This window comes from Methanobacterium spitsbergense (genome assembly GCF_019931065.1).
GTDB classification, from domain to species: Archaea; Methanobacteriota; Methanobacteria; order Methanobacteriales; family Methanobacteriaceae; genus Methanobacterium_B; species Methanobacterium_B spitsbergense.
Genome location: NZ_JAIOUQ010000007.1, coordinates 1 through 23,434 on the forward strand (window position 1 = coordinate 1; position 23,434 = coordinate 23,434).

At 32.9% G+C, this 23,434-nt stretch carries 23 protein-coding genes; 8 read left to right on the plus strand and 15 right to left on the minus strand.

The window, feature by feature from the left end:
• Positions 1-187 precede the first annotated feature (187 nt).
• From K8N75_RS05590 to K8N75_RS05610, 5 genes are all read right to left on the minus strand, one after another.
• On the minus strand, positions 188-1,123 hold the full coding sequence (locus K8N75_RS05590) for a transcription initiation factor IIB (RefSeq protein ID WP_048192275.1): 936 nt from the start codon (positions 1,121-1,123) through the stop codon (positions 188-190).
• A 56-nt stretch (positions 1,124-1,179) separates the two neighbouring features.
• Complete coding sequence (locus tag K8N75_RS05595) at positions 1,180-1,455, minus strand: H/ACA ribonucleoprotein complex subunit GAR1 (protein WP_223791130.1); 276 nt, start codon at positions 1,453-1,455, stop codon at positions 1,180-1,182.
• 125 nt (positions 1,456-1,580) lie between these two features.
• Entirely contained in the window at positions 1,581-2,639 is a 1,059-nt protein-coding gene (locus tag K8N75_RS05600) for a flippase-like domain-containing protein (protein WP_223791131.1), read from the minus strand.
• A 98-nt stretch (positions 2,640-2,737) separates the two neighbouring features.
• Positions 2,738-3,400, minus strand: a complete 663-nt coding sequence (locus K8N75_RS05605; protein WP_223791132.1) for an RraA family protein — start codon at positions 3,398-3,400, stop codon at positions 2,738-2,740.
• A gap of 27 nt (positions 3,401-3,427) precedes the next feature.
• Positions 3,428-3,718 carry a DUF211 domain-containing protein gene (locus tag K8N75_RS05610; protein ID WP_197050654.1) on the minus strand — a complete coding sequence of 97 codons (291 nt, stop codon included), beginning with the start codon at positions 3,716-3,718 and terminating at the stop codon, positions 3,428-3,430.
• 344 nt (positions 3,719-4,062) lie between these two features.
• Between K8N75_RS05610 and K8N75_RS05615 the strand changes: the two genes are divergently transcribed.
• From K8N75_RS05615 to K8N75_RS05640, 6 genes are all read left to right on the plus strand, one after another.
• Positions 4,063-4,503 carry a toprim domain-containing protein gene (locus K8N75_RS05615; protein WP_223791133.1) on the plus strand — a complete coding sequence of 147 codons (441 nt, stop codon included), beginning with the start codon at positions 4,063-4,065 and terminating at the stop codon, positions 4,501-4,503.
• A gap of 64 nt (positions 4,504-4,567) precedes the next feature.
• On the plus strand, positions 4,568-5,713 hold the full coding sequence (gene dnaG, locus K8N75_RS05620) for a DNA primase DnaG (protein WP_223791134.1): 1,146 nt from the start codon (positions 4,568-4,570) through the stop codon (positions 5,711-5,713).
• A 106-nt stretch (positions 5,714-5,819) separates the two neighbouring features.
• A complete protein-coding gene (locus K8N75_RS05625; RefSeq protein WP_223791135.1) occupies positions 5,820-7,331 on the plus strand; it encodes an ATP-binding protein in 1,512 nt (503 codons plus the stop codon).
• Positions 7,332-7,447: 116 nt separating this feature from the next.
• Positions 7,448-8,443, plus strand: a complete 996-nt coding sequence (xerA, locus tag K8N75_RS05630) for a site-specific tyrosine recombinase/integron integrase (RefSeq protein ID WP_223791136.1) — start codon at positions 7,448-7,450, stop codon at positions 8,441-8,443.
• Positions 8,444-9,014: 571 nt separating this feature from the next.
• Positions 9,015-9,677, plus strand: a complete 663-nt coding sequence (locus K8N75_RS05635; RefSeq protein ID WP_223791137.1) for a biotin transporter BioY — start codon at positions 9,015-9,017, stop codon at positions 9,675-9,677.
• Positions 9,655-10,089, plus strand: a complete 435-nt coding sequence (locus tag K8N75_RS05640; protein ID WP_223791470.1) for a DUF1284 domain-containing protein — start codon at positions 9,655-9,657, stop codon at positions 10,087-10,089. Before K8N75_RS05635 ends, K8N75_RS05640 begins: the two co-directional genes overlap by 23 nt.
• 487 nt (positions 10,090-10,576) lie before the next feature.
• On the opposite strand, the gene K8N75_RS05645 is transcribed toward K8N75_RS05640, so the two are convergent.
• Complete coding sequence (locus tag K8N75_RS05645; RefSeq protein ID WP_223791138.1) at positions 10,577-10,930, minus strand: hypothetical protein; 354 nt, start codon at positions 10,928-10,930, stop codon at positions 10,577-10,579.
• Positions 10,931-11,410: 480 nt separating this feature from the next.
• On the opposite strand from K8N75_RS05645, the gene K8N75_RS05650 reads away from it, so the two are divergent.
• On the plus strand, positions 11,411-11,965 hold the full coding sequence (locus K8N75_RS05650; protein ID WP_223791139.1) for a DUF1697 domain-containing protein: 555 nt from the start codon (positions 11,411-11,413) through the stop codon (positions 11,963-11,965).
• Between the two features lie 114 nt (positions 11,966-12,079).
• On the opposite strand, the gene lon is transcribed toward K8N75_RS05650, so the two are convergent.
• Entirely contained in the window at positions 12,080-14,458 is a 2,379-nt protein-coding gene (gene lon / locus K8N75_RS05655; protein WP_223791140.1) for an endopeptidase La, read from the minus strand.
• A gap of 60 nt (positions 14,459-14,518) precedes the next feature.
• Positions 14,519-14,863, minus strand: coding sequence for an ArsR/SmtB family transcription factor (locus tag K8N75_RS05660; RefSeq protein WP_048189856.1), 345 nt, complete (start codon positions 14,861-14,863; stop codon positions 14,519-14,521).
• Between the two features lie 148 nt (positions 14,864-15,011).
• On the opposite strand from K8N75_RS05660, the gene K8N75_RS05665 reads away from it, so the two are divergent.
• Positions 15,012-16,184 carry a hypothetical protein gene (locus K8N75_RS05665; protein WP_223791141.1) on the plus strand — a complete coding sequence of 391 codons (1,173 nt, stop codon included), beginning with the start codon at positions 15,012-15,014 and terminating at the stop codon, positions 16,182-16,184.
• 46 nt (positions 16,185-16,230) lie between these two features.
• Here K8N75_RS05665 and K8N75_RS05670 read toward each other — a convergent pair whose 3' ends face one another.
• The 7 genes from K8N75_RS05670 to glmM all read right to left on the minus strand — a co-directional run bounded on the left by K8N75_RS05670 (position 16,231) and on the right by glmM (position 23,422).
• Positions 16,231-16,878: a hypothetical protein gene (locus K8N75_RS05670; protein WP_223791142.1), complete on the minus strand. Its 648-nt coding sequence runs from the start codon at positions 16,876-16,878 to the stop codon at positions 16,231-16,233.
• A 70-nt stretch (positions 16,879-16,948) separates the two neighbouring features.
• A complete protein-coding gene (locus K8N75_RS05675) occupies positions 16,949-18,082 on the minus strand; it encodes a tetratricopeptide repeat protein (RefSeq protein ID WP_223791471.1) in 1,134 nt (377 codons plus the stop codon).
• 42 nt (positions 18,083-18,124) lie between these two features.
• A complete protein-coding gene (locus tag K8N75_RS05680) occupies positions 18,125-18,862 on the minus strand; it encodes an anaerobic ribonucleoside-triphosphate reductase activating protein (RefSeq protein WP_223791143.1) in 738 nt (245 codons plus the stop codon).
• Between the two features lie 59 nt (positions 18,863-18,921).
• Positions 18,922-20,019, minus strand: a complete 1,098-nt coding sequence (gene hisC, locus K8N75_RS05685) for a histidinol-phosphate transaminase (RefSeq protein ID WP_223791472.1) — start codon at positions 20,017-20,019, stop codon at positions 18,922-18,924.
• Positions 20,015-20,497, minus strand: a complete 483-nt coding sequence (locus tag K8N75_RS05690; RefSeq protein WP_223791144.1) for a gamma carbonic anhydrase family protein — start codon at positions 20,495-20,497, stop codon at positions 20,015-20,017. Before K8N75_RS05690 ends, hisC begins: the two co-directional genes overlap by 5 nt.
• Before the next feature lie 70 nt (positions 20,498-20,567).
• Positions 20,568-21,842, minus strand: a complete 1,275-nt coding sequence (gene glmU, locus K8N75_RS05695) for a bifunctional sugar-1-phosphate nucleotidylyltransferase/acetyltransferase (RefSeq protein ID WP_223791145.1) — start codon at positions 21,840-21,842, stop codon at positions 20,568-20,570.
• Between the two features lie 224 nt (positions 21,843-22,066).
• Complete coding sequence (glmM, locus tag K8N75_RS05700) at positions 22,067-23,422, minus strand: phosphoglucosamine mutase (protein WP_223791146.1); 1,356 nt, start codon at positions 23,420-23,422, stop codon at positions 22,067-22,069.
• Between the last annotated feature and the right edge of the window lie 12 nt (positions 23,423-23,434).

The following is a 23,434-nucleotide window of genomic DNA, read 5'->3' on the forward strand; positions in this document are numbered from 1 at the left end:
CTAAAAAAAATCCAAAAATTCCAAAAATATAAAAAAATTTATGAGACTACCTCTATTTAAAATTAAAACCAAACTTACTTTTTATTTTTTGCTTAAAAAATCTAATATTCATAATACTTTGAAAGATAAAAAAAATTTTAAATCAAAATAAGTTTATCAAAAAATAAAAAAGAAATTGATGGTGTAGTTATAAAGTTACACCCATGTCGAGCTGTTCAGTTAATTCTTTGTATCTGTTACGGATGGTTACTTCTGTAACACCGGCAATGTCTGCAACATCTCTTTGAGTTTTTCTTTCACCTAGAAGTACAGATGCTATATATAATGCTGCTGCAGCAACACCTGTTGGTCCTCTTCCCGATGTAAGCCCTTTTTCCATTGCTTTTTCAATTATTTCTATAGCTTTTGACTGAACTTCACCTGAAAGGCTTAGTTCACTTGCGAATCTTGGAACGTAGTCAACTGGTGATGTTGGGGGCAGTTTAATGTTTAGTTCCCTTGTAAGGAACCTGTAAGTTCTTCCAACTTCTTTTTTACTGACTCTTGAGACTTCTGCTATTTCATCAAGTGTTCTTGGAACATTACATCTTCTACATGCTGCATATAGTGATGCTGCAACTACTCCTTCAATACTTCTTCCACGAATTAGCTTATTTTCAACAGCGTTCCTGTAAACTACTGATGCAGCTTCCCTAACACTTCTTGGAAGCCCCAATCTTGATGAATCCCGGTCTAATTCGCTCAGAGCGAATGCAAGGTTTCTTTCGGTTGCACCGGATATTCTGATCTTTCTCTGCCATTTTCTGAGCCTGTACCACTGTGCACGATTTCTGGCAGGTATGTCACGACCGTATATATCTTTATTTCTCCAGTCGATCATGGTTGAGAGTCCCTTGTCATGTATTGTATATGTTATTGGTGCACCGACTCGGGTTCTTTTATCACGTTGTTCATGGTCAAATGCCCTCCATTCAGGACCCATATCTACCAAATTATCATCAATAACAAGGCCACATGCTCCACAAACTATTTCTCCACGTTCATGGTCATTTATAAGTTTATCAGAGCCACATTCTGGGCATTTAGTTTCAATTTTTTCAATTTCTGAAACGTCCTGTTTCATTTGTTCCTTTTCTGAAACATTTGGCTCCAAATTTTCGTCCTCAACTACATCGTGTTTCATTTCGTCCTTCGTTTCCGTCGCCCCCGTTTTTCTATCTTTTTTGAGGATATGTACAAAGTTTCTCCAACTCGATTTTCAAGATTTCTAGAATTTTTTGCAAAGACTTTTACAGAGATATATTGACATTTTGTTGGACCAAATACATCATAAATAGTCCCAAACTTTTTGTTATCCTTTGTAAAAACAGACAAACCAAAACCCGGTGTTTGATCAGATTTTAATATGACCCTGTTCCTATTGGAGATGTGTGATATTTTTCCCAGTTGTTTCATTAACCCTACCCTCAAACCGAAAGTTTTATATAATATTTATTGTCGAAAGAACTTATATTTAAACATTTCGATAGTTTTAAAAGTAGAAATCGAGGTGTAATAGATGACATATCCTTTATTATGGATTAAGAAGAGCTTGAATCGCTATTTTTCAGAAGCCTACCATAATAAGCTGTTGTAAATGCCCCTACTATTGTAGGCATTAAATAACTTACAATACGATCAATCAAACTTGCAGCAATAACAATATCTGCAGGAACCCCCACTACTAGAAAAAGTCCAACCATGGTTGCTTCACGAAGTCCCAAAGCTCCCGGAATGGTTGGAAGAATAGTTATCAAAATTCCTATTGTATAAATGATTATCATAGGAATAATAGGGGGAAATGATCCAACAGCAACAAAACAAAGGTACATTCTCAACATATCCGTACCCCACATTGCGAATGAGATGGCAAGTCCTAATGTAAACATTTTATGGTCTTGAAGGACTGTTGCGAATCCTGTTGAAAATCTATCTACATAATAAATAATTTGATCTGTAACTTGAGCAAAAGTTAATTCCTTTTTTGTAAGCTTTATGAAGAATGGGAATAAAGAACGGGCAATAGAAAGTATAATCCTTTCAGCTATCTCTCTTTTAACACCTACATATATTAAAAGTCCGAAAAAGGACATGGTTATAATTATTAGAAAACTTATGAAGAGAGAACTCCAGAAACCAATATTCCAAGTTGAAATCATGTAAACAGCAAAACCCGAAACAAGCACAAATGGAAAAAATTCAAAAACTCTGTCGGCACTTGCAGAAACAAAAGCAAGATCGAATGAAATTCCCTCAAACTTGCTCAATAAATATGCTCGCATTGGTTCACCACCAGCAGCTCCGGGGGTAAGGTTATTGCCAAATAAACTAGTGAACATCATTACAAATAACTTATTAAATCTGGGAGATTTATCAATAACCTTCAAAATCAGAGACCAGCGAACAGTCCATGCACCAATAATCACGATCTCTAAAATTAAAGCAATTAATATAATTAGAGGGTTTGATTTACTTAAAACATCTAGTATATCCTGTATTCCAACAACAAATGAGATTATAAAAATTATAAAAGCACCAATTATTATAGTTGCGATTATTTCCCATTTATGGTCGCTTATTAAGTCAGAAGTAGTCTGCATCTTAAAAAAATATAGTGGGGGTCATATATCAAGTTATCTATCAATCTTATAACTACCAATTAATTATGCTAAAATTAAGTAATTAACTGATTATTTCATTATTTAATATCTAAAATGTCTAGAAATGATTTTCCATTTTTAAGCTGAAGCACTAAATTGTCTTCGTTACTTAATATATTATACGCCTCTTTGAAGACTTCCTCAGCTATTTCATGAGGAACACAGACAACACCACATTCATCCCCAATTATAAGATCACCGGGGTGTATTGTTGTTTCCCCACATATGATTGGAATGTTAATCTTTCCTTCTGCCAGAGGCTTTCCTGCATTGGGAATAATAGCCCTCGAAAATACAGGGTAATCTACTTTTTTAACTCCTGAAACATCTCTACTGGCACCATAAACTACAGTTCCAGAAAGACCTTCTATTTGGGCAGTCGTAGATGCCATTTCGCCCCAAACTGCAGGATCATCATTATCACAACATATAATCAGGATATCTCCCTTTTCTGCAGCATATATGCCTTTTATAACTGTTCCCCAGTCATTGGCAGAGGTTTTTACAGTTGTGGCATTACCCATAATTTTGAAACTATTTTTTACAGGTTTTAATCCTTCAAGAACCCCAGTTTGATCGGTTATATTTCTCATTGCATCCGATACCTGTGATGTTGTTAAGGTTGAGCTAGATAACTTTGAACTTGAAGATTTATTCGAAAATTGAAATAAAAAATTTTCAGGAGAGAGTTTCCCCTTCATAATTTTCCCTTTTTTATCCATTAAAAATCAATCCTGAGGAGTTGTAACTTCTTCAATTAATTTTGTTCCAGCAACAACTTCATCAACACTATGAATTGATCCACCATATTCTTCTATGGCTTTGGTAATTTCATCAAAATCCAAGTCATCTCCCTGCATTGTAACTTTGATATTTTCAGTTTCCTTATCAATTTCCATAAGTGTGATATTAACTCCATCAACTCCACGTATTTCACTTAGATATTTAGCAAATGAGGGAATTATTGGTTCATGAGGTTTTAATATGTCCAGAACTATTCTTATTAGGCCTTTTGCCACTTTCATTTCCTCCGAATTTTTTTTAAATTTATTAATTAAATTTTAAAGTATTTAAAATATACAGTAATATAACTCTTGAATCAAAAATATTTAAACTTTACATTAAGCATTTCTTATTTTTATGATTAATTCTGAGATTATACTTTATTAGGATCAACATAAAACATTCCATTTTTTAATAGGAACTCAGAATTATCATTAATATGGATTTTAAAGAGTTGTATGGTTTAAAAGAGAGATAACTGGCATTTCTTCATAACCATTTTATTTACTTCAATTTTATATATGAGTTAGGTTATAATATTTTGTAGATACTTATTCAACATCATAAAAAGGGCTTACAAATGAGTTTTAAAAAATTGTCTTGTATTATGGAGGAACTCAAGATCTGTGCGGAGCAGGGAATGCCAATACTTATCGAGGGAAAAAAAGATGAAAAAGCTTTAAAATATCTTGGTATAAATGGCAATTTCATTCAAGTCTCAGGCTCAGGATTAAAATTATTCGAAATAGCAGAGATAGCGGCAGAATCATCCTCTAAAGTAATTATACTTACTGACTTTGATAAAAAAGGCATAGAACTTGCCAAAAGACTTGCTGAGGATATACAAAGTCTTGGTTCTTACCCCAATCTTGAGATACGGAGAAAGATCATGGGTATTACCCGTAAATTTATTAAAGATATTGAGAGCCTCCCAAGACATATGAAACAATTAGAACTCGAAGAATGCCCAAATGGTGTAAATGATAGTTACTATCATCAGCATTTCTGTTTCAGATACTGATGCCCAATGGCATGATATTACTAATATCATTACAAGTATCTAATACATGAAGGGAGGCCCAAAAATGGGAAAAGAAGAAATAAGTACAACTAAATATCTCATTCACGCTCAAATTAATGCTAATGGTATTGTTGAAAAACCCGATGTTGTGGGGGCAATTTTTGGCCAAACAGAGGGACTTTTAAGCAATGACCTTGATTTAAGAGAATTACAGAAAACAGGAAGAATAGGCAGGATAAAAGTTAATATAAATTCCAAAGCAGGCCGGTCTAAAGGAGAAATAGTAATACCATCAAGTCTTGACCGGGTGGAGACAGCCATATTAGCTGCATCACTTGAAACTATCAATAGGGTTGGACCTTGCGAGGCTTATATACAAGTTTCAAAGGTTGAAGATGTCAGGGCTGTAAAAAGAAGAAAAGTTGTTGACAGGGCAAAAGAACTCTACAAAGGAATGATGGAGGAAGTAACTCCTGAAAGCCTCAAAATGATAGAGGAAGTCAAGGAAGCAATGAGAATACATGAAATTGCAGAATATGGTGATGAAAGACTTCCCGCAGGACCTAATGTAATATCTTCAGATGCAATACTAGTTGTTGAGGGTAGAGCCGATGTTCTAAATCTCCTTCGTTATGGTGTTAAAAATTCCATTGCTGTGGAAGGTGTAAGTGTTCCAAAAACTGTTGCAGAATTAACAAAACATAAAACAGTTACAGCATTCCTTGATGGTGATAGAGGTGGAGATCTTATATTGAAGGAACTGCTTCAAGTTGGAGAAGTTGATTACGTTACCAGAGCACCAAGAGGAAAAGAAGTAGAAGACCTTACTAAAGATGAGGTAATGGTAGCTCTCAGGGATAAGATTCCTGTAGAACAGATTTATCAAGATGTGGGCGTTAAAGTTGAGAAGGTTGAACCAAAGGGCCCAGACAGGAACACGGTATTAAAGGGAATATTAAAAGATCTAGAAGGATCTGGAAATGCAGAAATTTTGGACGACACATTGAACATCTTAAAAGAAGTCAAAGTTGAAAATCTGTATGATGAACTTAAAACTGTTAACAACAGTGCATATGCAGTTGTATTTGACGGAGTCATAAGCCAAAGACTTATAGATATGGCCAAAGAAAAGGGTTTAAAACATATAGTAGCTGTTAGAATGAGCGAAGTTGTAAAAAAACCAAGCCCTATTAAAGTAATTACTAGATAAATTTAATTGATTTGATGTTAAATAATACATCAAGGAATTAGGATAGATGATAAAGACATTCAGGGATAGATTGTAAGTTACGATCTAATCCCTGGGGGTATTTTTTATGTATGTGAACATGAAAAAAGAGTTTTTAGGAGATATAACAACTACAAAAGACATAATTATACCTAAAGATCCCCTTGAAAGAGTTATTGGACATGAAGATATTATAAAATTCGTTAAAATCGCAGCAAAACAAAGAAGAAACCTCTTGCTCGTAGGCCCTCCAGGAATTGGAAAATCATTAATAGCACAAGCAATATCATTTCATCTAGCAGATCCCAATGAAGAAATAACCGTTGTAAATAATCCTGAAAGACCTGAAAGACCATTTGTCGAAACAAAAACACGCAAAGAGATGGAAAACGAGAAAATAGATCTTGAAAGGGCAGAAGGCAATTTAGTTGACCCTGAAAATGTACCAGAAGCTGTTGCCGATAGATTAGGATTTAGATGTGTCAATTGTGGAGGATACAATAACGCATATCAAAGTATATGCCCTAAATGTGGTGCTGATAAATACTCACATATAAACGCCCGGAGAAAACATTTAGGCGATCTTTTAGGTATGTTTGAAATGAATGAAGGCTCTGTAAATATACCACAAGAAAGGGTTACAACAACCAGATTGAAAAATGGTAGAGAGGAAGTTGTTATTTACGAACGTGTAGATGGCGAAAGTATAAAGATACTTGACCAGCATGCACTTGAAAAGAGAAGAGAGCTGGTAGAAGAAAAGCCTAAAAATGTAATTGTGCCACTTGATAGGAAGGTATTCATTCAGGCTACAGGAGCAAGTGAAACAGAACTTCTAGGAGATGTTCGCCATGATCCATATGGAGGACATCCTGAACTTGGAACACAGCCATATGAACGTGTAGTTCCTGGAGCAATCCACGAAGCTCATGAAGGTGTTCTTTTTATTGATGAAATAGTGCATATCGCTCCTTTGCAGCGTTATATTTTCAGTGCTATGCAGGATAAGGTATTTCCAATAGTTGGGAGAAATCCACAAAGTGCTGGAAGCTCTGTCAAAGTTGATAATGTTCCATGTGACTTTATTTTCATAGCCGCATGTAACATGAGGGATGTTCAATATATATTGCCACCATTACGTTCAAGAATCCAAGGTGAGGGTTATGAAATCCTCATGCGCACTACAATGCCAGATACTGAAGAAAATCAGTCTAAAATTGCTCAATTTGTTGCTCAGGAAATAAAAATGGATGGTAAGATTCCTCATGCAACTAAAAATTCTATTAAACTATTGATCGGAGAGGCAAGGAGAAGAGCTGAGGCAATAGACGATAAAAAAAACTCATTAACACTTAGATTAAGAGATCTAGGTGGAGTTGTGCGTATGGCTGGAGACATGGCAGTTATGGATGGGAGTGATCTAATAGGTGAAAATCATATGTCATTTGCCATAGAAAATGCTACTTCAATTGAAGATCAAATAATTAAAAGATACAAATCATATGAAAATGCTATGCATAAGGATCTATCAAGTTCTCAACATATGGGTAGTGGAAAAACTAATAATCCAAATGAAAACGTTGACAGAAGCTACATGTAAACAATGAATTCAAAAAAAATATAAACGCAAAAAAAATATAAACAAGACCAAAGATACAACAATAATAATTATCAGAAAATCAATAATAAATTCAATTAAACTTATATCACACTAACATGAATCCTTACCCAAATCAACACTGGAAAAATCTAGAAGGAGGTTCAGCAAATTTGCAAAGAGCAGTTCCTGGTGAATCAGATTATATTCTTAGAGAGAATATATTAGATGCCTTTGACTTTCCGGAGATGATAGAAGATTATTTGATTGAACTTGAGATAAGGAACTACTCTAAGAACACCATCAAAACGTACCGGTCTATAATTAATAATTTTCACAGATTTTTACAAAAAGAAGAAGATCTTTACGACGAAAGACTTGTTTTAAGGGCATTTAAAAGGTACATACGCTACTTGAAACGTGAAAAAAATGTTTCACAAAATTATATATATCTTGTAACAGTTGTTGCAAAGAAATTCTTTGAATTTGGTGGTATTGGGGTCCTAAAAGATGTTAAAACTCCTAAAAGAACAAAATCTCTCCCTAAATCTCTCAATGAAAATGAGGTAATCAATTTAATTAATGCTATGGATAAAAATGGAGATGAAGGGGTTAAATCAGAACATTCAGAATTTTTAAAACTTAGAAACAAGGTTATATTAGCTTTACTATACTCTTCTGGTCTAAGGGTCTCAGAATTAGTTAAACTTCATAGTGATAGTGTTGATTTAAGAGATAGAACTCTTAGAATTAGGGGAAAGGGGGAAAAAGATCGGATTGTTCTTTTTGATGAAGAAACTAAGGAATTACTCGAAGGTTACATTTTAAAAAGAGGAGATCATAGTGATTATCTTTTTGTTAACAGATCCGGCAATCATTTAACTCCTAGATATATTCAAATGATGATTAAAGACTATGCAAAAGCTGCAGGTATTAAAAAAAGAGTAACTCCTCATATATTAAGACATTCATTTGCAACACATTTGTTAAAGAATGGTGTTGATATTAGAGCCATACAACAACTTTTGGGTCATGCTAATCTAAGTACTACACAGATATATACCAGTGTGGATATGCATACCCTTAAAAATGTTTATGATCGTGCCAAAAACTAGTTATTTTTTTATGGATTGTATGATAATTTATTGAGATTTTTTTTATTTTCTAAATTATATTTTTTCAAGTTGAATCAGTAATAATATGTTAAATTTAGTAAAAAATCCTATTAATGTACAAAAATTGCAAAAACATCTCTACTTTAAAGAGGACATATACCTCAAATAATACAAATTCATGTGTTGATAAGTTTTTCTATTTTTCATATATCCTAAATCCCAGATCAATGACCAAATAAAACATAGAAAAGATTGAAAATTTTTCTTGAATAATAATTTATAAAAATCCAGAAATTTGATAAATAGAATAAATTCAAAATATCAATATTTGAAATGGTTCAGATTCCTTAATAAAATTTTGAATATCAAATAATCAAAGTAGATCAAAGAAAAAAAGTATTTATAATATTTTAACCTAACAATTAAAGGGAACTCATATAGGTTCCTTTCTGGGGTGGGGAAACCCTTTTTACCATCCAAATATATTTAATCGTTTTCTTTAAGTTATAACGATTTTCACATTAATTTTAGACAATAAGTTTAACTTATTAATAATGTTTGGAGGAATTTAATGGAGATAACAATTGATAATTACTTTGAAAAGAGACATTCACTTTTCAAATGGCGTTCTGAAACTTCAAATGCTAACAAACTAGTAATGGCATTTTTCATGGCATGTATTACTGGACTTATGGCACAAATAATTATACCGCTACCATGGACTCCTGTACCTATAACTGCTCAGACTTTTGCAGTTTTAATTGCAGGAATACTTCTTGGAAGATACTGGGGGGGATTAAGCATGGTAATCTATTTGTTAATTGGATTTGTAGGTGTACCATGGTTTACAGGAATGACTGGAGGTATTGGGGTAATTACTGGGGCTACAGGTGGCTTTTTAATCGGATTTATATTAACAGCATTATTCCTAGGATACTTTTCAGATAATTACATCAATGCTAGAGGTTTTAAGTCAATGCTGGTTTTATTACTAGTTTCAAACTTTGCATTTATCTATATACCTGGTTTGATTGGATTGGGTGCTTGGTTATATGTTGTAAATGGTGCAGTGCCTGGAGTTTGGACATTACTTGCAATGGGTTTATTACCCTTTCTGATTGGTGATCTAATCAAAATTGGGGGAGCAGCTGCGCTTTCAAAGGCTGTGACACCTAAAGAATCCTTCAATGAAGGAGATAATCTGATTGATAATGGAAAATGGAGAATATTCTGATCCCATATGGATCAGAGCCCATCATCTTCTTTGTATGCAAGGATTTCAAGGTTATGGTTACAGTAAAGACTTTGAAAGGCATATGGGGAAGATAATTACTTTTTTAAATTCAAATCCTTCAACTGAAATTCGAATTGTTACAAAAACAGATGAAATATGTTTGCACTGTCCTTATAAATGCAAATTTTCATGTAAGCGGGACCAGAATTCACATTTCGGAATGGATGAATTGGACAATTTTGTAATCAAAAAGGCTTTATTAAAAGAAAATCAAGTATATCAAATACTTGACGCTTTAAGATTAGTTAATAAAAACATTGATCATGATAGTCTAATGGAAATATGTGGTCAATGTAGTTGGAAGAATAAATGTATTTTTTTCGAGAAAAAATTAATTTTTAATAAACCATAAATTTAGATTTTCTAAATAATATCTCCAATCATTGAAATATATTAATAATTTGTGATTAAAAAATATTAAGAATCTACAAATTAATATTATATTTTATAACATAAGTAATATTACATAATAAGATTTTACAGATTCTTTTGTTTGAAATTCAAGTTCGTTATAGAAGAGTATTTAATGGTATGCTTTCGTTATAGTGTTTCCAAGTCGTTATAGTAAAATATACTCTGGCCATGCTGAAATTATAACTACTTCGTTATAGTGAAATTTAACGAAGTAAATTTCAAGATTTTCTAAATTTAATAACCTTATTAAATTGCTTAAAATTATAATTAAAGGTTAGATATTAATTATGTAGGTTGGATTGAAAAATAAAATTTTATTGAGTATTACTTAAAATAATTCCTTCAATTTTTTTAAATGGAAATTAAGATTTTATTAAAATCCAAGATATTTTCATATTATCTTTCATTCTTCATTTTATCCGAATTTAAAGTATCCAGAAAAAATATATTAATTTAATTTTTAGAATTTGGTTTTTAAATAAATCACAAATATGATTTTTATCAATTTTTATTTTTAAAAATTTACATTCAGATTCATATCCATTAAAAATTTTCATATCACAATATTTACTTTTCATGCAATTATTACCGTAATTTATTTCTCTATTATCAAATTTCTTTTTTGGGTTGTTAGAATCAAAAAACATTGCCCATATTCCAATTACAATAAATCCAATAGCACCAAGACTAAAATAATTACTTGGATCTTTAACAATCCATGTCATCAAAAAGCCGATTATACCTATAATTATAAAAATTAAGCCTGTATAAAATTTCATTTGATCTCCTTCTCATAATTGACAATAACAAAATTAATATCTTTTGGCAATTATTTAAGCTTCTCCATGCGTTCGTAATGTAATCAAGCAGTTCGGAGTGAACAGTTTTATTATCTCTAATAAATTGAAGATGTTAGATTAATGTTTAAGAAACATGCAAGAGTATGTAATAAAATTTTTTCATTTTTGGACAATTTTTAATACAATTATGAGTTTTTTGACCATAAACTGAATAATAATGAATATTAATATAAAAAATAAGAGAGGAAATAATTGTTTCAACAAATTATTTTAGAACTCTCAATTATGTTGAATTAGATGTTTTATACTCAAAACTAAAATCATATAGCGAATTTATAGGTAAAACATTAGTTTGGCAATAATAATATCAAGAAAAAATATTTCTAATTATTCTAAATTGAATAAGAATTGAATCACTAAAAGAAAAAAATTTCTATCATTTACCTCCAATAATTATACATGGAAACCTATATTTCGATGCTACGTGGAATTAACGTTGGTAGAACTAAACGGGTTAAGATGGATGAATTAAAGGAAGTTTACAAATCTTTAAACTTTAAAGATGTAAAAACTTACATACAAAGTGGAAATGTAATATTCCAGTTCAAAAACATTGATACAAATGAATTAAAGATTAAAATTAAGAATAAATTAAAAGAAACTTTAGGTTTTGACGTAGCAGTAGTGATTAGAACAAAAGAAGAATTAGAAAAAATTATAAATGAAAATCCCTTAAAAAAAGAGGATATCAATCATACATACATTACATTTCTATCAAATATTCCTTCAGAAGATTTATTTAATGATATAAAAATTAAAATTGATTCTAAAATGAAAAACAAAAATGATAAAATTATTAATTATCCAAAGGAAATCTATCTTTTCTTACCGGATGGGTACGGGAGAACTAAGTTAAACAACAATTTTTTTGAGAAACAATTAAAGGTCACTTCAACAACAAGAAATTTAAAAACAGTAAAAAAATTATTGAACATTGCAGAGTCATTAAAATAACAATCAGTTTTAGATAAAAATAGATATTTAATCAAATTTATTTAGCTATTAAAAAAAATATAAAAAAAATGAGCATTTCTCCTAAAAAAGATAAACCTCATTTTAGTGATATTTTTATACTCCGGCTCCTCCAGGTACATGGTCTGATGTCATTTCAAGCATCATTGGTTTTGGAAGTTCAATACCAATTGTTTCTTTTATAACATCTTCCACTGTGTCAACGGGTATGAATTTTATTTCATCCTTAACATCCTTTGGAACATCGTCAAGATCTTTTAAATTCTCCTTTGGTAGGATAATTCTTTCGATTCCTGCTCGATGTGCTGCAATTACCTTCTCTTTAATACCACCAACAGGTAGTACTGCACCTCTGAGTGAAATTTCACCGGTCATTGCCAGTTTAGGATCAACTTCATGGCCTGTTACAAGTGATGCAATGGTACTTAATAATGCTACACCTGCTGATGGACCGTCTTTAGGAATTGCTCCTGAAGGTACGTGTATATGTAAATCCTTCTTCTCAAATTCAGCTTTCTTAAGGTTGAATGCAAGTCTTGAACGAATCAGTGTTTGGGATATTTTGGCTGATTCTTTCATTACATCACCTAATTGTCCTGTAAGTGTTAATTTACCAGTTCCAGGCATGAAAGCACCTTCGATGAAAAGTATGTCTCCTCCTACAGGAGTCCAAGCTAAGCCTGTTACAACTCCGGGGGGGTTGTTTTTACCTGCTCTGTGGTACTGGGTAAGTTCGTGGCCAAGTATTTCGTAGAGCATGTCCTCTTTAACAACATAAGGAAGATCAACTTTTCCAACAACAATTTTTTCAGATGCTACCCTTGCAACTGCAGATAGTTGACGTTTAATTCCCCTTACTCCGGCTTCTCTGGTGTATTTTTCAATTATGGTTTTCAATGCTTCGTCATCGATTTGTAGTTGAGTTTCATCTAATCCATGTTCTTCAAGCACAATTGAAATTAGGTGATCCTTTGCAATTCTGAATTTTTCATGGCTTGTATAACTTCCAATTTCTATGATTTCCATACGGTCTCTTAATGGTCCTGGAATGTCTCTAAGTGAATTTGCTGTTGCAATGAAGAAAACATCTGACAGATCGTAGGGTAAGTCAAGATAATGGTCTGAAAAGCTGTCGTTTTGTTCGGGATCAAGAACTTCTAGAAGTGCACTTGCAGGATCGCCGTTGTAAGCTGCCATTAATTTATCTACTTCATCTAAGATGAATACTGGATTTGTTTCCCCTGCACGTTTCATTCCTTGTATTATTCTACCAGGTAATGCTCCGAGATATGTTCTTCTGTGTCCTCTGATTTCTGCTTCGTCTTTGACTCCACCGAGACTGATTCTCACATATTCTCTGCCTAAAACTTCTGCTATACTTTTACCTAGGCTGGTTTTACCAGTTCCAGGTGGTCCTACTAATAGAAGTATTGAACCTTGTTTGTTTTGTTTTAATTTCATCACTGTAAGGTGCTGTATTATACGATCCTTAACTTTTTCAAGTCCGTAGTGTTCTTCGTCCAGCAATTTTCTTGCAGCTCCAATATCAATATCTTTAATTTTGCTTTTACCCCATGGTAAGGTGGTTAAGAGATCAAGATAATTTCTGATTACACTTTCTTCAGAACTGTGTGGGCCTTGTCTTTCAAGTTTGAGCACTTCATCGAGTGCTGCTTCTTTAACTTCTTCAGGCATTTTTGATTCTTCGATCAGGTCTCTGTAATCTTTCTTCCCACTTCTACCTTCAGTATCGTTTAATTCTTCTTGTATGGCTTTAAGCTGTTCTTTGAGCATATTTGCTCTGTGGTTTTTGTTCATTTCTTCGTTGAACTTGGCAGCCATTTCCATCTGGAATTTTATTGATTCCTTTTGATCGATTAGAATATCCAGGAATTTTAGACTTTTTTCCTTTAAAGAACGTATTTCCAATAATTCTTGTTCTTCAAATATTGATAATCGCATGTAAGGGTATACATATCCAATAACCTTTGTTATATCATCAAATTTATTCACCTGTTCGACATAGGCCTTTGAACCTTTGAAGTTTTGACTGATTTCAGATACAAGGTATTTTATATGATCTAGGATTTCTTTCTGGTCTTCAGGATCCAGGTCTATAATATCTGGGATTAATCTGTAGGATGCTCTGTAGTTTACACCTTCAGTTTTGAGTTCTTCTATTTCAACTCTTTCTACTATTTCTACCATTATCTGATAGAAATCTCTCATTGATTTGATGTTATTTATTTTGATTAATGTTCCTACATTGTATAAATCAGATTCGGAATATAATCCTTCTGCATTATCTTCTTTTACAGCCACTGCAATGGCGTAATAATCATCATTTGCAACTCTTTTGTAGATATTGCTTCCAACTTCCTTACCAATTTTCAAGGTCATTTTAGTCTCGTGTACTAAGACCTTGTCAGGTATAACAATTACTGATAATTCTTTATTAACGTTTATATCTCTCATGGTATCACTCAGGGGTAGGTAATTTGATAAATCGGCTAAAATTGCCATTTTTAAATATTATTATTTTTTAGATTCATTGCACTTTGAAAAAACACAGCCAAATAAAAAATCAATCTTTTCTTTGTGTTTTAGTAGGGCGTTCTGGTTGAAGGTGTAGTAAATATAGTTTCCTTGTTTTTTTGCATTTAGGATCTTTACTGTTTTAAGTATTTTAAGATGTTGAGATGCTGCTGGTTGTGTTAAACCCATCATCTTTGCCATTTCATTAACACTGAACTTTTCCTTCTCACCTGATGCCAGGCTGTAGATCAATATCAATCTGTTAATATTGCCAAGAGCTTTGAATAGTTCTTCCAATTCTTCAGAAAGATCTTCCTCTCCATGTTCAGAATTTATCCCCAACATCATGTTTCATAAGTATATACGTATATGCTTATATACTTTTCTATTAATGAAATTTTATAAAAAAATAGGGAAAGAAATATTAATTTTCTAAACACAATATAATATTATAAACATTTTTTTAAATCCTTAAAAATAGTTAAGGGATAAAATGAAGCAAGATTCAACTGGTTATGTAAATGAGTTAATGGAACAGTTTGCAAGAAACACAGGACTTGAACCTGAAAATTCAAATCCTAAACGATACTTATGGACCGATGCATTTGCTGTGTGTAATTACTTGGGACTCTACAACACGACTAATAACAAAGTTTATCTGTATATTGCTCTGCGTCTTGTTAATCAAGTACATCACACTCTGGGAAAACAACGAAATGATAATCCTAAAAATGGTTGGATAAGTGGCCTGGATGAAGAAACGGGTGAAAAACATCCGACTATAGGTGGACTGCGAATAGGTAAAGAAATGAATGAGCGCATGTCCGCAGAAATCATCAACGAGAGTCAAGAATGGGATAGGGATGGTCAATACTATCATTACCTGACCAAATGGATGCATGCTTTAAACAACACATCCAGAGTTACAGGAGACAATAAATATATTAAATGGGCATTGGAACTTGCAGAATCAGCCCATGCTAGTTTTACTTATTTACCTGACCATGGTACTAGGAAGAGAATGTACTGGAAGATGAGTATTGATCTTACACGTCCTTTAGTTTTTTCGATGGGACAGCACGATCCATTAGATGGTTTTATCACATATAATGAAATAAAAAATGGGATGAAAGATTTTCAAGATGGATCATCTCCAGAATCAGATCTGGAAAATGAAATTCGCGAAATTACGGATATATGTAAAGGTATGGGCTTAACAACCGATGATCCTCTGGGAATAGGTGGTTTGTTATCTGATGCAACTAGAATAACACAATTAATAAGTAGCGGTTTTTTAAAAAATATTGAACTATTGGAAATGGTTTTAGATTCATCTATCTTAGGCTTAAGAATGTATATGAAGAACGATCCAATGAAATATCCTGCAGAATACCGTCTAGCATTTAGAGAATTGGGTCTTTCAATTGGTTTGAAGGGTTTTGAGATGATGGTGGATTTAATAAACAAAAATCCAGAGTTATCACAAATAAATTCTCTTCAAGAACGTATTAACCTTTTTGAGGAATATTTGGGGCTTGGAAATAACATAGAAAAATTTTGGATGGATAAACAAAACAGAAGAACCAGCAATTGGATGGAGCACAGAGATATCAACACAGTAATGCTTGCAACCGTTTTGGAACCCAATGGATTTTTGAGGATTTAATTTTCATTAATAATATTCCAAGGACAAATTGTTATTTTTGGTTGTCCTAGATGTTGTTGGAGGGAGCTGTGTTTGTTTGTGTATTTGAAGGATTTGTTGTATTAGTTGAATTTTGAGTTCCAGAAGAATTATCTGTACTGTTACTGGAAATATTAGTTCCAGAGGTTGTAAATGGTACTGCCACTAAAGAGATAAGGGGTGTAAGTTCAATATCTCTTGCAGTAATCTTTGGTAAGACTAAACGTCCTAATGTAACTGACATATAGTTATAAGTTCCAGATACAGCACCATAAACTGTAATTATATCTCCTCTTTTCAAATTTGTTTGAGATTTATATGTTACATATATCAAATCAGTATTGGACCATCCGCCGTTTACTTGTGTAACAGACATCACTATGTTTGTCTGACCATCTTTTTGATTTATTTGAACAATTTGGCCTGTAAAATTGACATGTTGGCCTTTATATTTATTTACATTACTATTAAGTGCTTGTAAACTTATCACAGTACATGACGCTTTGTATTTTTCAAGATCAGCACCTGTTAATGGTGTATCGTCTGGGAAAACCAGACCTAATATGATTAAAATTATTAAAATTAGTATAATGGCTCCTCCAACTATTATGGCCAATTTAACTAGAAGATTTTGATTAAAAAACCAATTCTTGCCCTTTTCCAATTTGTCTTTCATAGAAATCATTCAATATTATATATCTTATAATTTATTTACCTTCAGTTTTTGATTTAAATTTTCAAATATTTCAGAGATTTTCTAGACATTCATCTTTGAGTATTCTGGCATCTTCATTGGAAGGATTTAAAACCAATGCTCTTTTAAAACATTCAATTGCATTATCAAAATGGCTTAACTCTAACAATGCAACTCCTTTATTACATATAAATGCATCATTTTCATTTTCTAAATTTAAAGCTTCATCATAGCAATTTAATGCTTCCTCAAATCTTCCAAGTTCCATTAAAGCATTTCCTTTACGGTTCCACATAGCCGCATCTGGCGGTTCTTCAAGACAGAGCTCTAATGCTTTTTCATAACAAAAAAGTGCTTCTTCTGTTCGTTCAAGTTCAGATAAAATGTTACCCTTGGCATTCCAGACATCAGGATCTTCTGGGTTTATATTGAGTATCATATCATAACATTCAAGAGCGGAATCAAACTTACCTAGCATTTCCATAATGAACCCTCTCCAATAAAGCACAAATTCATTTGTACTGTTGAGTTCCATTGCTTTATCACTGCATTTCAATGCTTTTTGTGGTTGATTTGAGTTTAAAAGGGCTATTGCCTTGTTGTTATATATGTACTCGTTATTGGGGTCGATTTTAATTGCCTTATCATAACATTCTATTGCTTCTTCAAATCTTCCTAGACGTGAAAGATTATCTCCAGTTTTATTTAGGAGGTAAACATCATTTGGATCAAATTTTAGTGCAGCATTATAACAAACAACAGATTTATTGAATTTACCCACATCAAAAAGTATGTCTGCTCTTTTGGTTATCATGGATTTTTCATCTATTTTTTTACCTTCCCAATTTTCAATTGGCAACTTTTTAAACCTAATAACTTGAAATAAAGAAGAATCTGATGTATCATCGGGATATATCTTTATAAAATCTGATTCAAGCTCCTTTGCATTAGAATATCCTTCTTCACGTGCCAAAGAATCGTTTTTTATCAGATCTTCAAATTTGACAACGTCCACATCGATTACTGTGGCTTCAAAAAGCTTCTTACGTTCTTTTGAAACTAAGTTCCAGTAACAATGCAACCTATCACCTGGAGACAATGGTTTTTTCCAAAGTTTCCTGATTGTGGTGGTTTTTTTACCAGTTATAAGTTCAACGTGACGGCTTCCAAAGAGTAAAATTGGTATGAAGAACCCTCCATTTATATTAATATTTTTTATATTATTATCTTATTTTATTATTTCATCCCCAAATTCCGAGGTTTTTATTTTTATCCTTTTTAAATATGGTTTAACTGATTCTGCGATTTCAAAAAGTTCGGTTCTAGATGGGCTAGGAGTTTCTTTAAGAGTTTCATCCAGTACACTTGTATTTTTAAACTGCTGTATCGTGTAAACATCGCAATTAATTTCCTTAGCAATTTCAACAATATCTTCTGAATTCATTAAGTTAGGAACATAGGTTGTTCTACATTCTAAGTAGGTGTCAGGTGATAGTAAACATATTTCCATACTTTTCCTTACCCTTTCACCAATATCTTCGCCTATAATTTCTTTATATTTATTGAAGGGGGCTTTAACATCTAATGCTATATAATCCACGAGATCAATTAATTCTTCCAGCCGTTCAGGGTAATATCCATTAGTATCGAGTTTAACCTCTAATTTAAGGTTTTTACAGTATTTTAAAATATCAATAATGGCGATATTCTGGATTAAAGGCTCTCCGCCTGTTATAACTACGCTGTCAATGAAATCAAGTGATTCATTTATCTCTTGAAATATTTCAATGATCTTCCTTGGATTGCCCCCATCTATAATTCCTGCATTATGACAGTAAGGACATCTTAGCATGCATCCTGCTGTGAAAATAACAAGGGAGATTTTACCTGGAAATTCAATTGATGAAACAAGCATTCCACCTATTTCAATTGAACTTTGACCATCTTTAAAGTTTAATGAATTCATGATTTTATATGCTTCCTGAAAAATATTTATTAAAGTAATTTGTTTCCTATTATAATTTTTTAGCTAATTAATTCATCAAGAATCTTAATGAATTTTTTATCTTTTTCAATTGTTCCAACACTGACTCTTATCCAATATTCATCCAGTCCTTTGAAAGAGGTGCAATCCCTAACAATAACTCCCTTTTTCATTAAATTTTCACTCAATTCTTTGGCTGTTAATCCTGTTTCTCTTATATCTACCAAGAGGTAGTTAGCCTTTGATTCAAAGACTTTGAGATTTTTAAAATTTGACAATGATGTGTAAAGGAATTCTCTACTTTCTATACTGACTTCAGTGGATTTTTTAATATATTCCTTATCTTGTAGAGTTGCAGTTGCTGCAATTTCTGAGAGTTTTGTAAGACTAAATACTGGTTTAACACGGTACATATATTCTATGATCTCGGGATTTGATAATCCATAGCCAATTCTCATACCTGCAAGTCCAAGTACCTTTGAAAATGTTCGGAGTATGAATACATTTTTGTAGTCTTTGAGCAGATCAACGTTATTTACATCTGAAAATTCAAAATAGGCTTCATCAATAACTACAATTGCATCTGTGCTCTCTATGACCTTTTTTATATCATCCTTACTTATTAAACCGCCTGTTGGATTGTTGGGTGTGCATAAGAAAATAAGTTTGGTTTTAGGACTTATTGCTTGTATTACTGAGTCAACATCCAAAGAATTGGATGGTACGTCCCATTTTGCATAGACAGGTATTGCACCATGGATTTTAAGTGTAAATTCATAGTACATGTAACCTGGAATTGGGATTATGATTTCATCTCCCGGTTCAATATAAGCTTTTCCTAACACATCGAGTATTTCATCAGCACCATCACCGCCTAGAATAACATTTGCTGGTGAAACACCAGAATATGATGCAATGCCTTTGATTAAACTACTTAAATTTGTTTCAGGATATTGACTAATTAGGTGAAGATTTTTTTCAAGTGATTCTATTGCAATTGGAGAGGGTCCTATTGGATTTTCATTTGATCCTAGTTTTATTATGTCTTCAGGTTGAAGGCCATAATTAGAAGCTATTTCATCAATTGATCTGCCAGGAACGTAAGGATCAAGTTTTTTTACTACTTTACTTGGGTTAATCATTCATATCACTTTTTTGTTTTGCCATTTTAACGTACCTTATAGCATTATCTTTTATATTTTTAATTTCATCTTTTTCGAGCTTTCTAACCACTTTTGCAGGAATTCCTAGTATTAAACTTTGCTCTGGAAATTCATGGTTTTCCGTAACAACAGCTCCGGCTCCAACTATGCTGTTTTTCTTTATAGTTGCTCCGTTAAGCACCGTTGCATTCATTCCAATTAAACAATTATCTTCAACTGTACATCCATGGAGAACAGCTGCATGTCCAACAGACACTAAATTCCCGATATTCAATGGATGTCCTTTAGATGAGTGTAATACGCAGTTATCTTGAATATTGGAACATTTACCAATATTTATTGTTTCTATGTCTCCTCTAATCACTGCATTAAACCATACTGATGATTTTTCGTCTAAATTCACTTTTCCATCGAGAATTGACCCTTTAAATACAAATGTGTTGTTATAAACCATTTTTATCTTACCGATCTAATTTAATAAATGTTCTATAAAAATGAATTAAGCCGGAATTAGGGATAGTAAATCATTTATTGTTATCAATAATATTATGTTCTTGTTTGGGTATCAGAACTTTGTTAGACTCCAGATCCTTGCTAACTATTGCCCCTGCTCCAATTCTCGAGTTAACACCGACCTTCACTCCAGGATTGAAACTGCTATTTATACCTGTTTTCACGCCATCTCCAAATACAACACCCATTTTACGACGACCAGAGTCTATTTTATTTCCTTTAACTCTGATTTTAATGTTTCCGTCGTCGAATCTTAGATTTGCAATATTTGTACCTGCGGCTATATTACATTTAGATCCTATTATGGAGTCTCCAATATATGTAAGATGGTTCACGTTGGTGTTGTCCATTATAATGGAATTTTTAATTTCAACAGCATTTCCAACGCTTACATTATTGCCAATACTTGTGTATTTTCTTATAAATGTGTTTGGGCCGATATCACAGTTTTCTCCAATGTGTGCTGGTCCCATTATATAGGTACCTGATCTCACTATGGTGTTTTTCCCAATAAAAACTGGACCATGTATTGTGACTCCTTCTTCTATTTCACCGTGGATATCTGTTTCCATGTCCTTTAAAAAATGTTCATTAACATCTAAAAGCTCCCATGGCCTTCCAATATCTATCCAGTTGTTTTTTGACTTGATTCCAAGAACTTTTTCATTGTTATCCATCTGAATTTGTAGTGAATCTGTAATTTCATATTCTCCCCTCTTTGATATTATTGTGAGATCAATGGCTTTGAATATATCTTCATCAAATAGGTAAATGCCCGCGTTTATTAGATTGCTGGGTGCTTCTCCAGGAGCTGGTTTTTCAACTATATTGATAATTTTATCTCCATTTAGCTCAACAACACCAAAGGATGAGGGATCATCTACTTCTGTCAGTACAAGTAATGATTTCGCACTTTTTGAATTATATTTCTGTATAAGATCTTCTATTAATACAGGATCCACTATTATATCCCCATTAAGAACTATAAATTTCCCTTTGATTGTGTCCCTTGTTGATCCTATTGCATGGGCAGTTCCAAGTCTTTGTTCTTGCGTTACATAATTTATTTTAACACCAAGAAGTGATCCATCTTTAAAATGATTTTTTATAACTTCTTCATGGTATCCTACAACCATTGTTATATCGCTAACTCCTGCATTTCTTAGCGACTCAACATTATATTGTAGAATTGGTTTTCCCCCAACTTGAAGCATTGTTTTTGGTTTAGTGACTGTAAGGGGCCTCATTCTAGTTCCTTCGCCTGCTGTTAATATAATCGCTTTCATAACAAAAACCTCAAAATTCCGTTTAACACAAATAAATATTATTTTGTGAGCATAATTTCAAATAGATATGTACTATAATTGTGTGAATTACTTTAATAAATCTTATAAATTTTTGACCATCCTTTAATAAATCTTTAAGCTATAATCATAAAACGTTTGTCAAATATTTGCTAAATATGATATCTGAAAATATATATCATTGTAAATATTTAAAAAAAAATTATTTATATCAATCCTTCAATGAACTTGGCACATTGGTTCCTTATCATATGGGCCTTCTCAATGTTAGTTGCTTCAAGAGTGATCCGGATGAAGGATTCTGTCCCGGAGGGTCTTATAAGAACCCAGCTACCATCGGCCATTGATATTCTGACACCATCTATTTGATTTACATCAACAACATCTTCAAGAATAATGTGCAATTTGGCCTTAACATTTTCCATTATCAATTCTTTCTGGAAGTTTTCACAGTTCACCTTATCCCTAATGGTAGGATAACTTGGAATTGCATCTAGTTGGTCTGATAATGGACCATACTTTTGTACCAATTCTATGACTCTGAGTGCAGATAATATCCCGTCAGGGCACATACAGAAATTTGGGTGTAACCAAGTTCCAGACGGTTCACCACCAAATTGTGCGTTATTATCTTCAATTGCCTCTGCAACATGCACATCCCCGACTTTTGTCCTTATAACATGGCCTCCAACTTCATCCATACATTTATCAGTGCATAATGATGCGTCAACTGTTGTAACAACTTTACCTCCAATTTCACGACATACTATTGCTAGTAATTTGTCAAAATCAGCCATACGTCCTTTTTCATCAATGGCTATCATTCGATCAGCATCTCCGTCGTGTGCAATTCCAATATCTGCTCCAATGGCCTTAACAATCTTCATTAGTTCCTGAAGGTTTTTTTGTGAGGGCTCTGGCATTCTTCCAGGGAAAAATCCATCGGGTTGGGAATTAATAGCTACAACTGAACAACCAACCTTTCTGAGTATTAAAGGGGATAAATATGAAGCTGCACCGTTGGCACAATCTACAACAACTTTTGTACCGGGTTTTATATTGGCTTGGGCAATGATATCTGTTATATAATCTGAAACCACATATTTAACTTCTTCAACTTTTCCAATATCTTTCCATGATACGGTTTTAAAGTTTCTTTTATGTATGATTTCTTCGATTTTTCGTTCCTGATCCTGTCTGTATGCCATTCCATCAGGATTCCATAACTTTATTCCATTATACTCTGGAGGATTGTGTGATGCTGTTATCATGATGCCGGCATCTGCCTTGAGTTTCATTGTTGCATAACCAACAAGAGGAGTTGGTGCCATTCCAATCTTCAGAACATGACATCCGCATTGCAATAATCCTGCTGTCACAGCATTTTCTATCATAACATTAGATGTTCTTGAGTCGTAGCCCAGAACTATCTTACTCCCAATACCGCCGGCATAACTAGCAATTGCCATACCAATATTTACTGCAATATCCAGGGTTATATCATAACCTACTTTGCCCCTTATACCGGAAGTACCAAAGAGTTTAGGAATTTCAGATGTCATTTGAGTACTCCT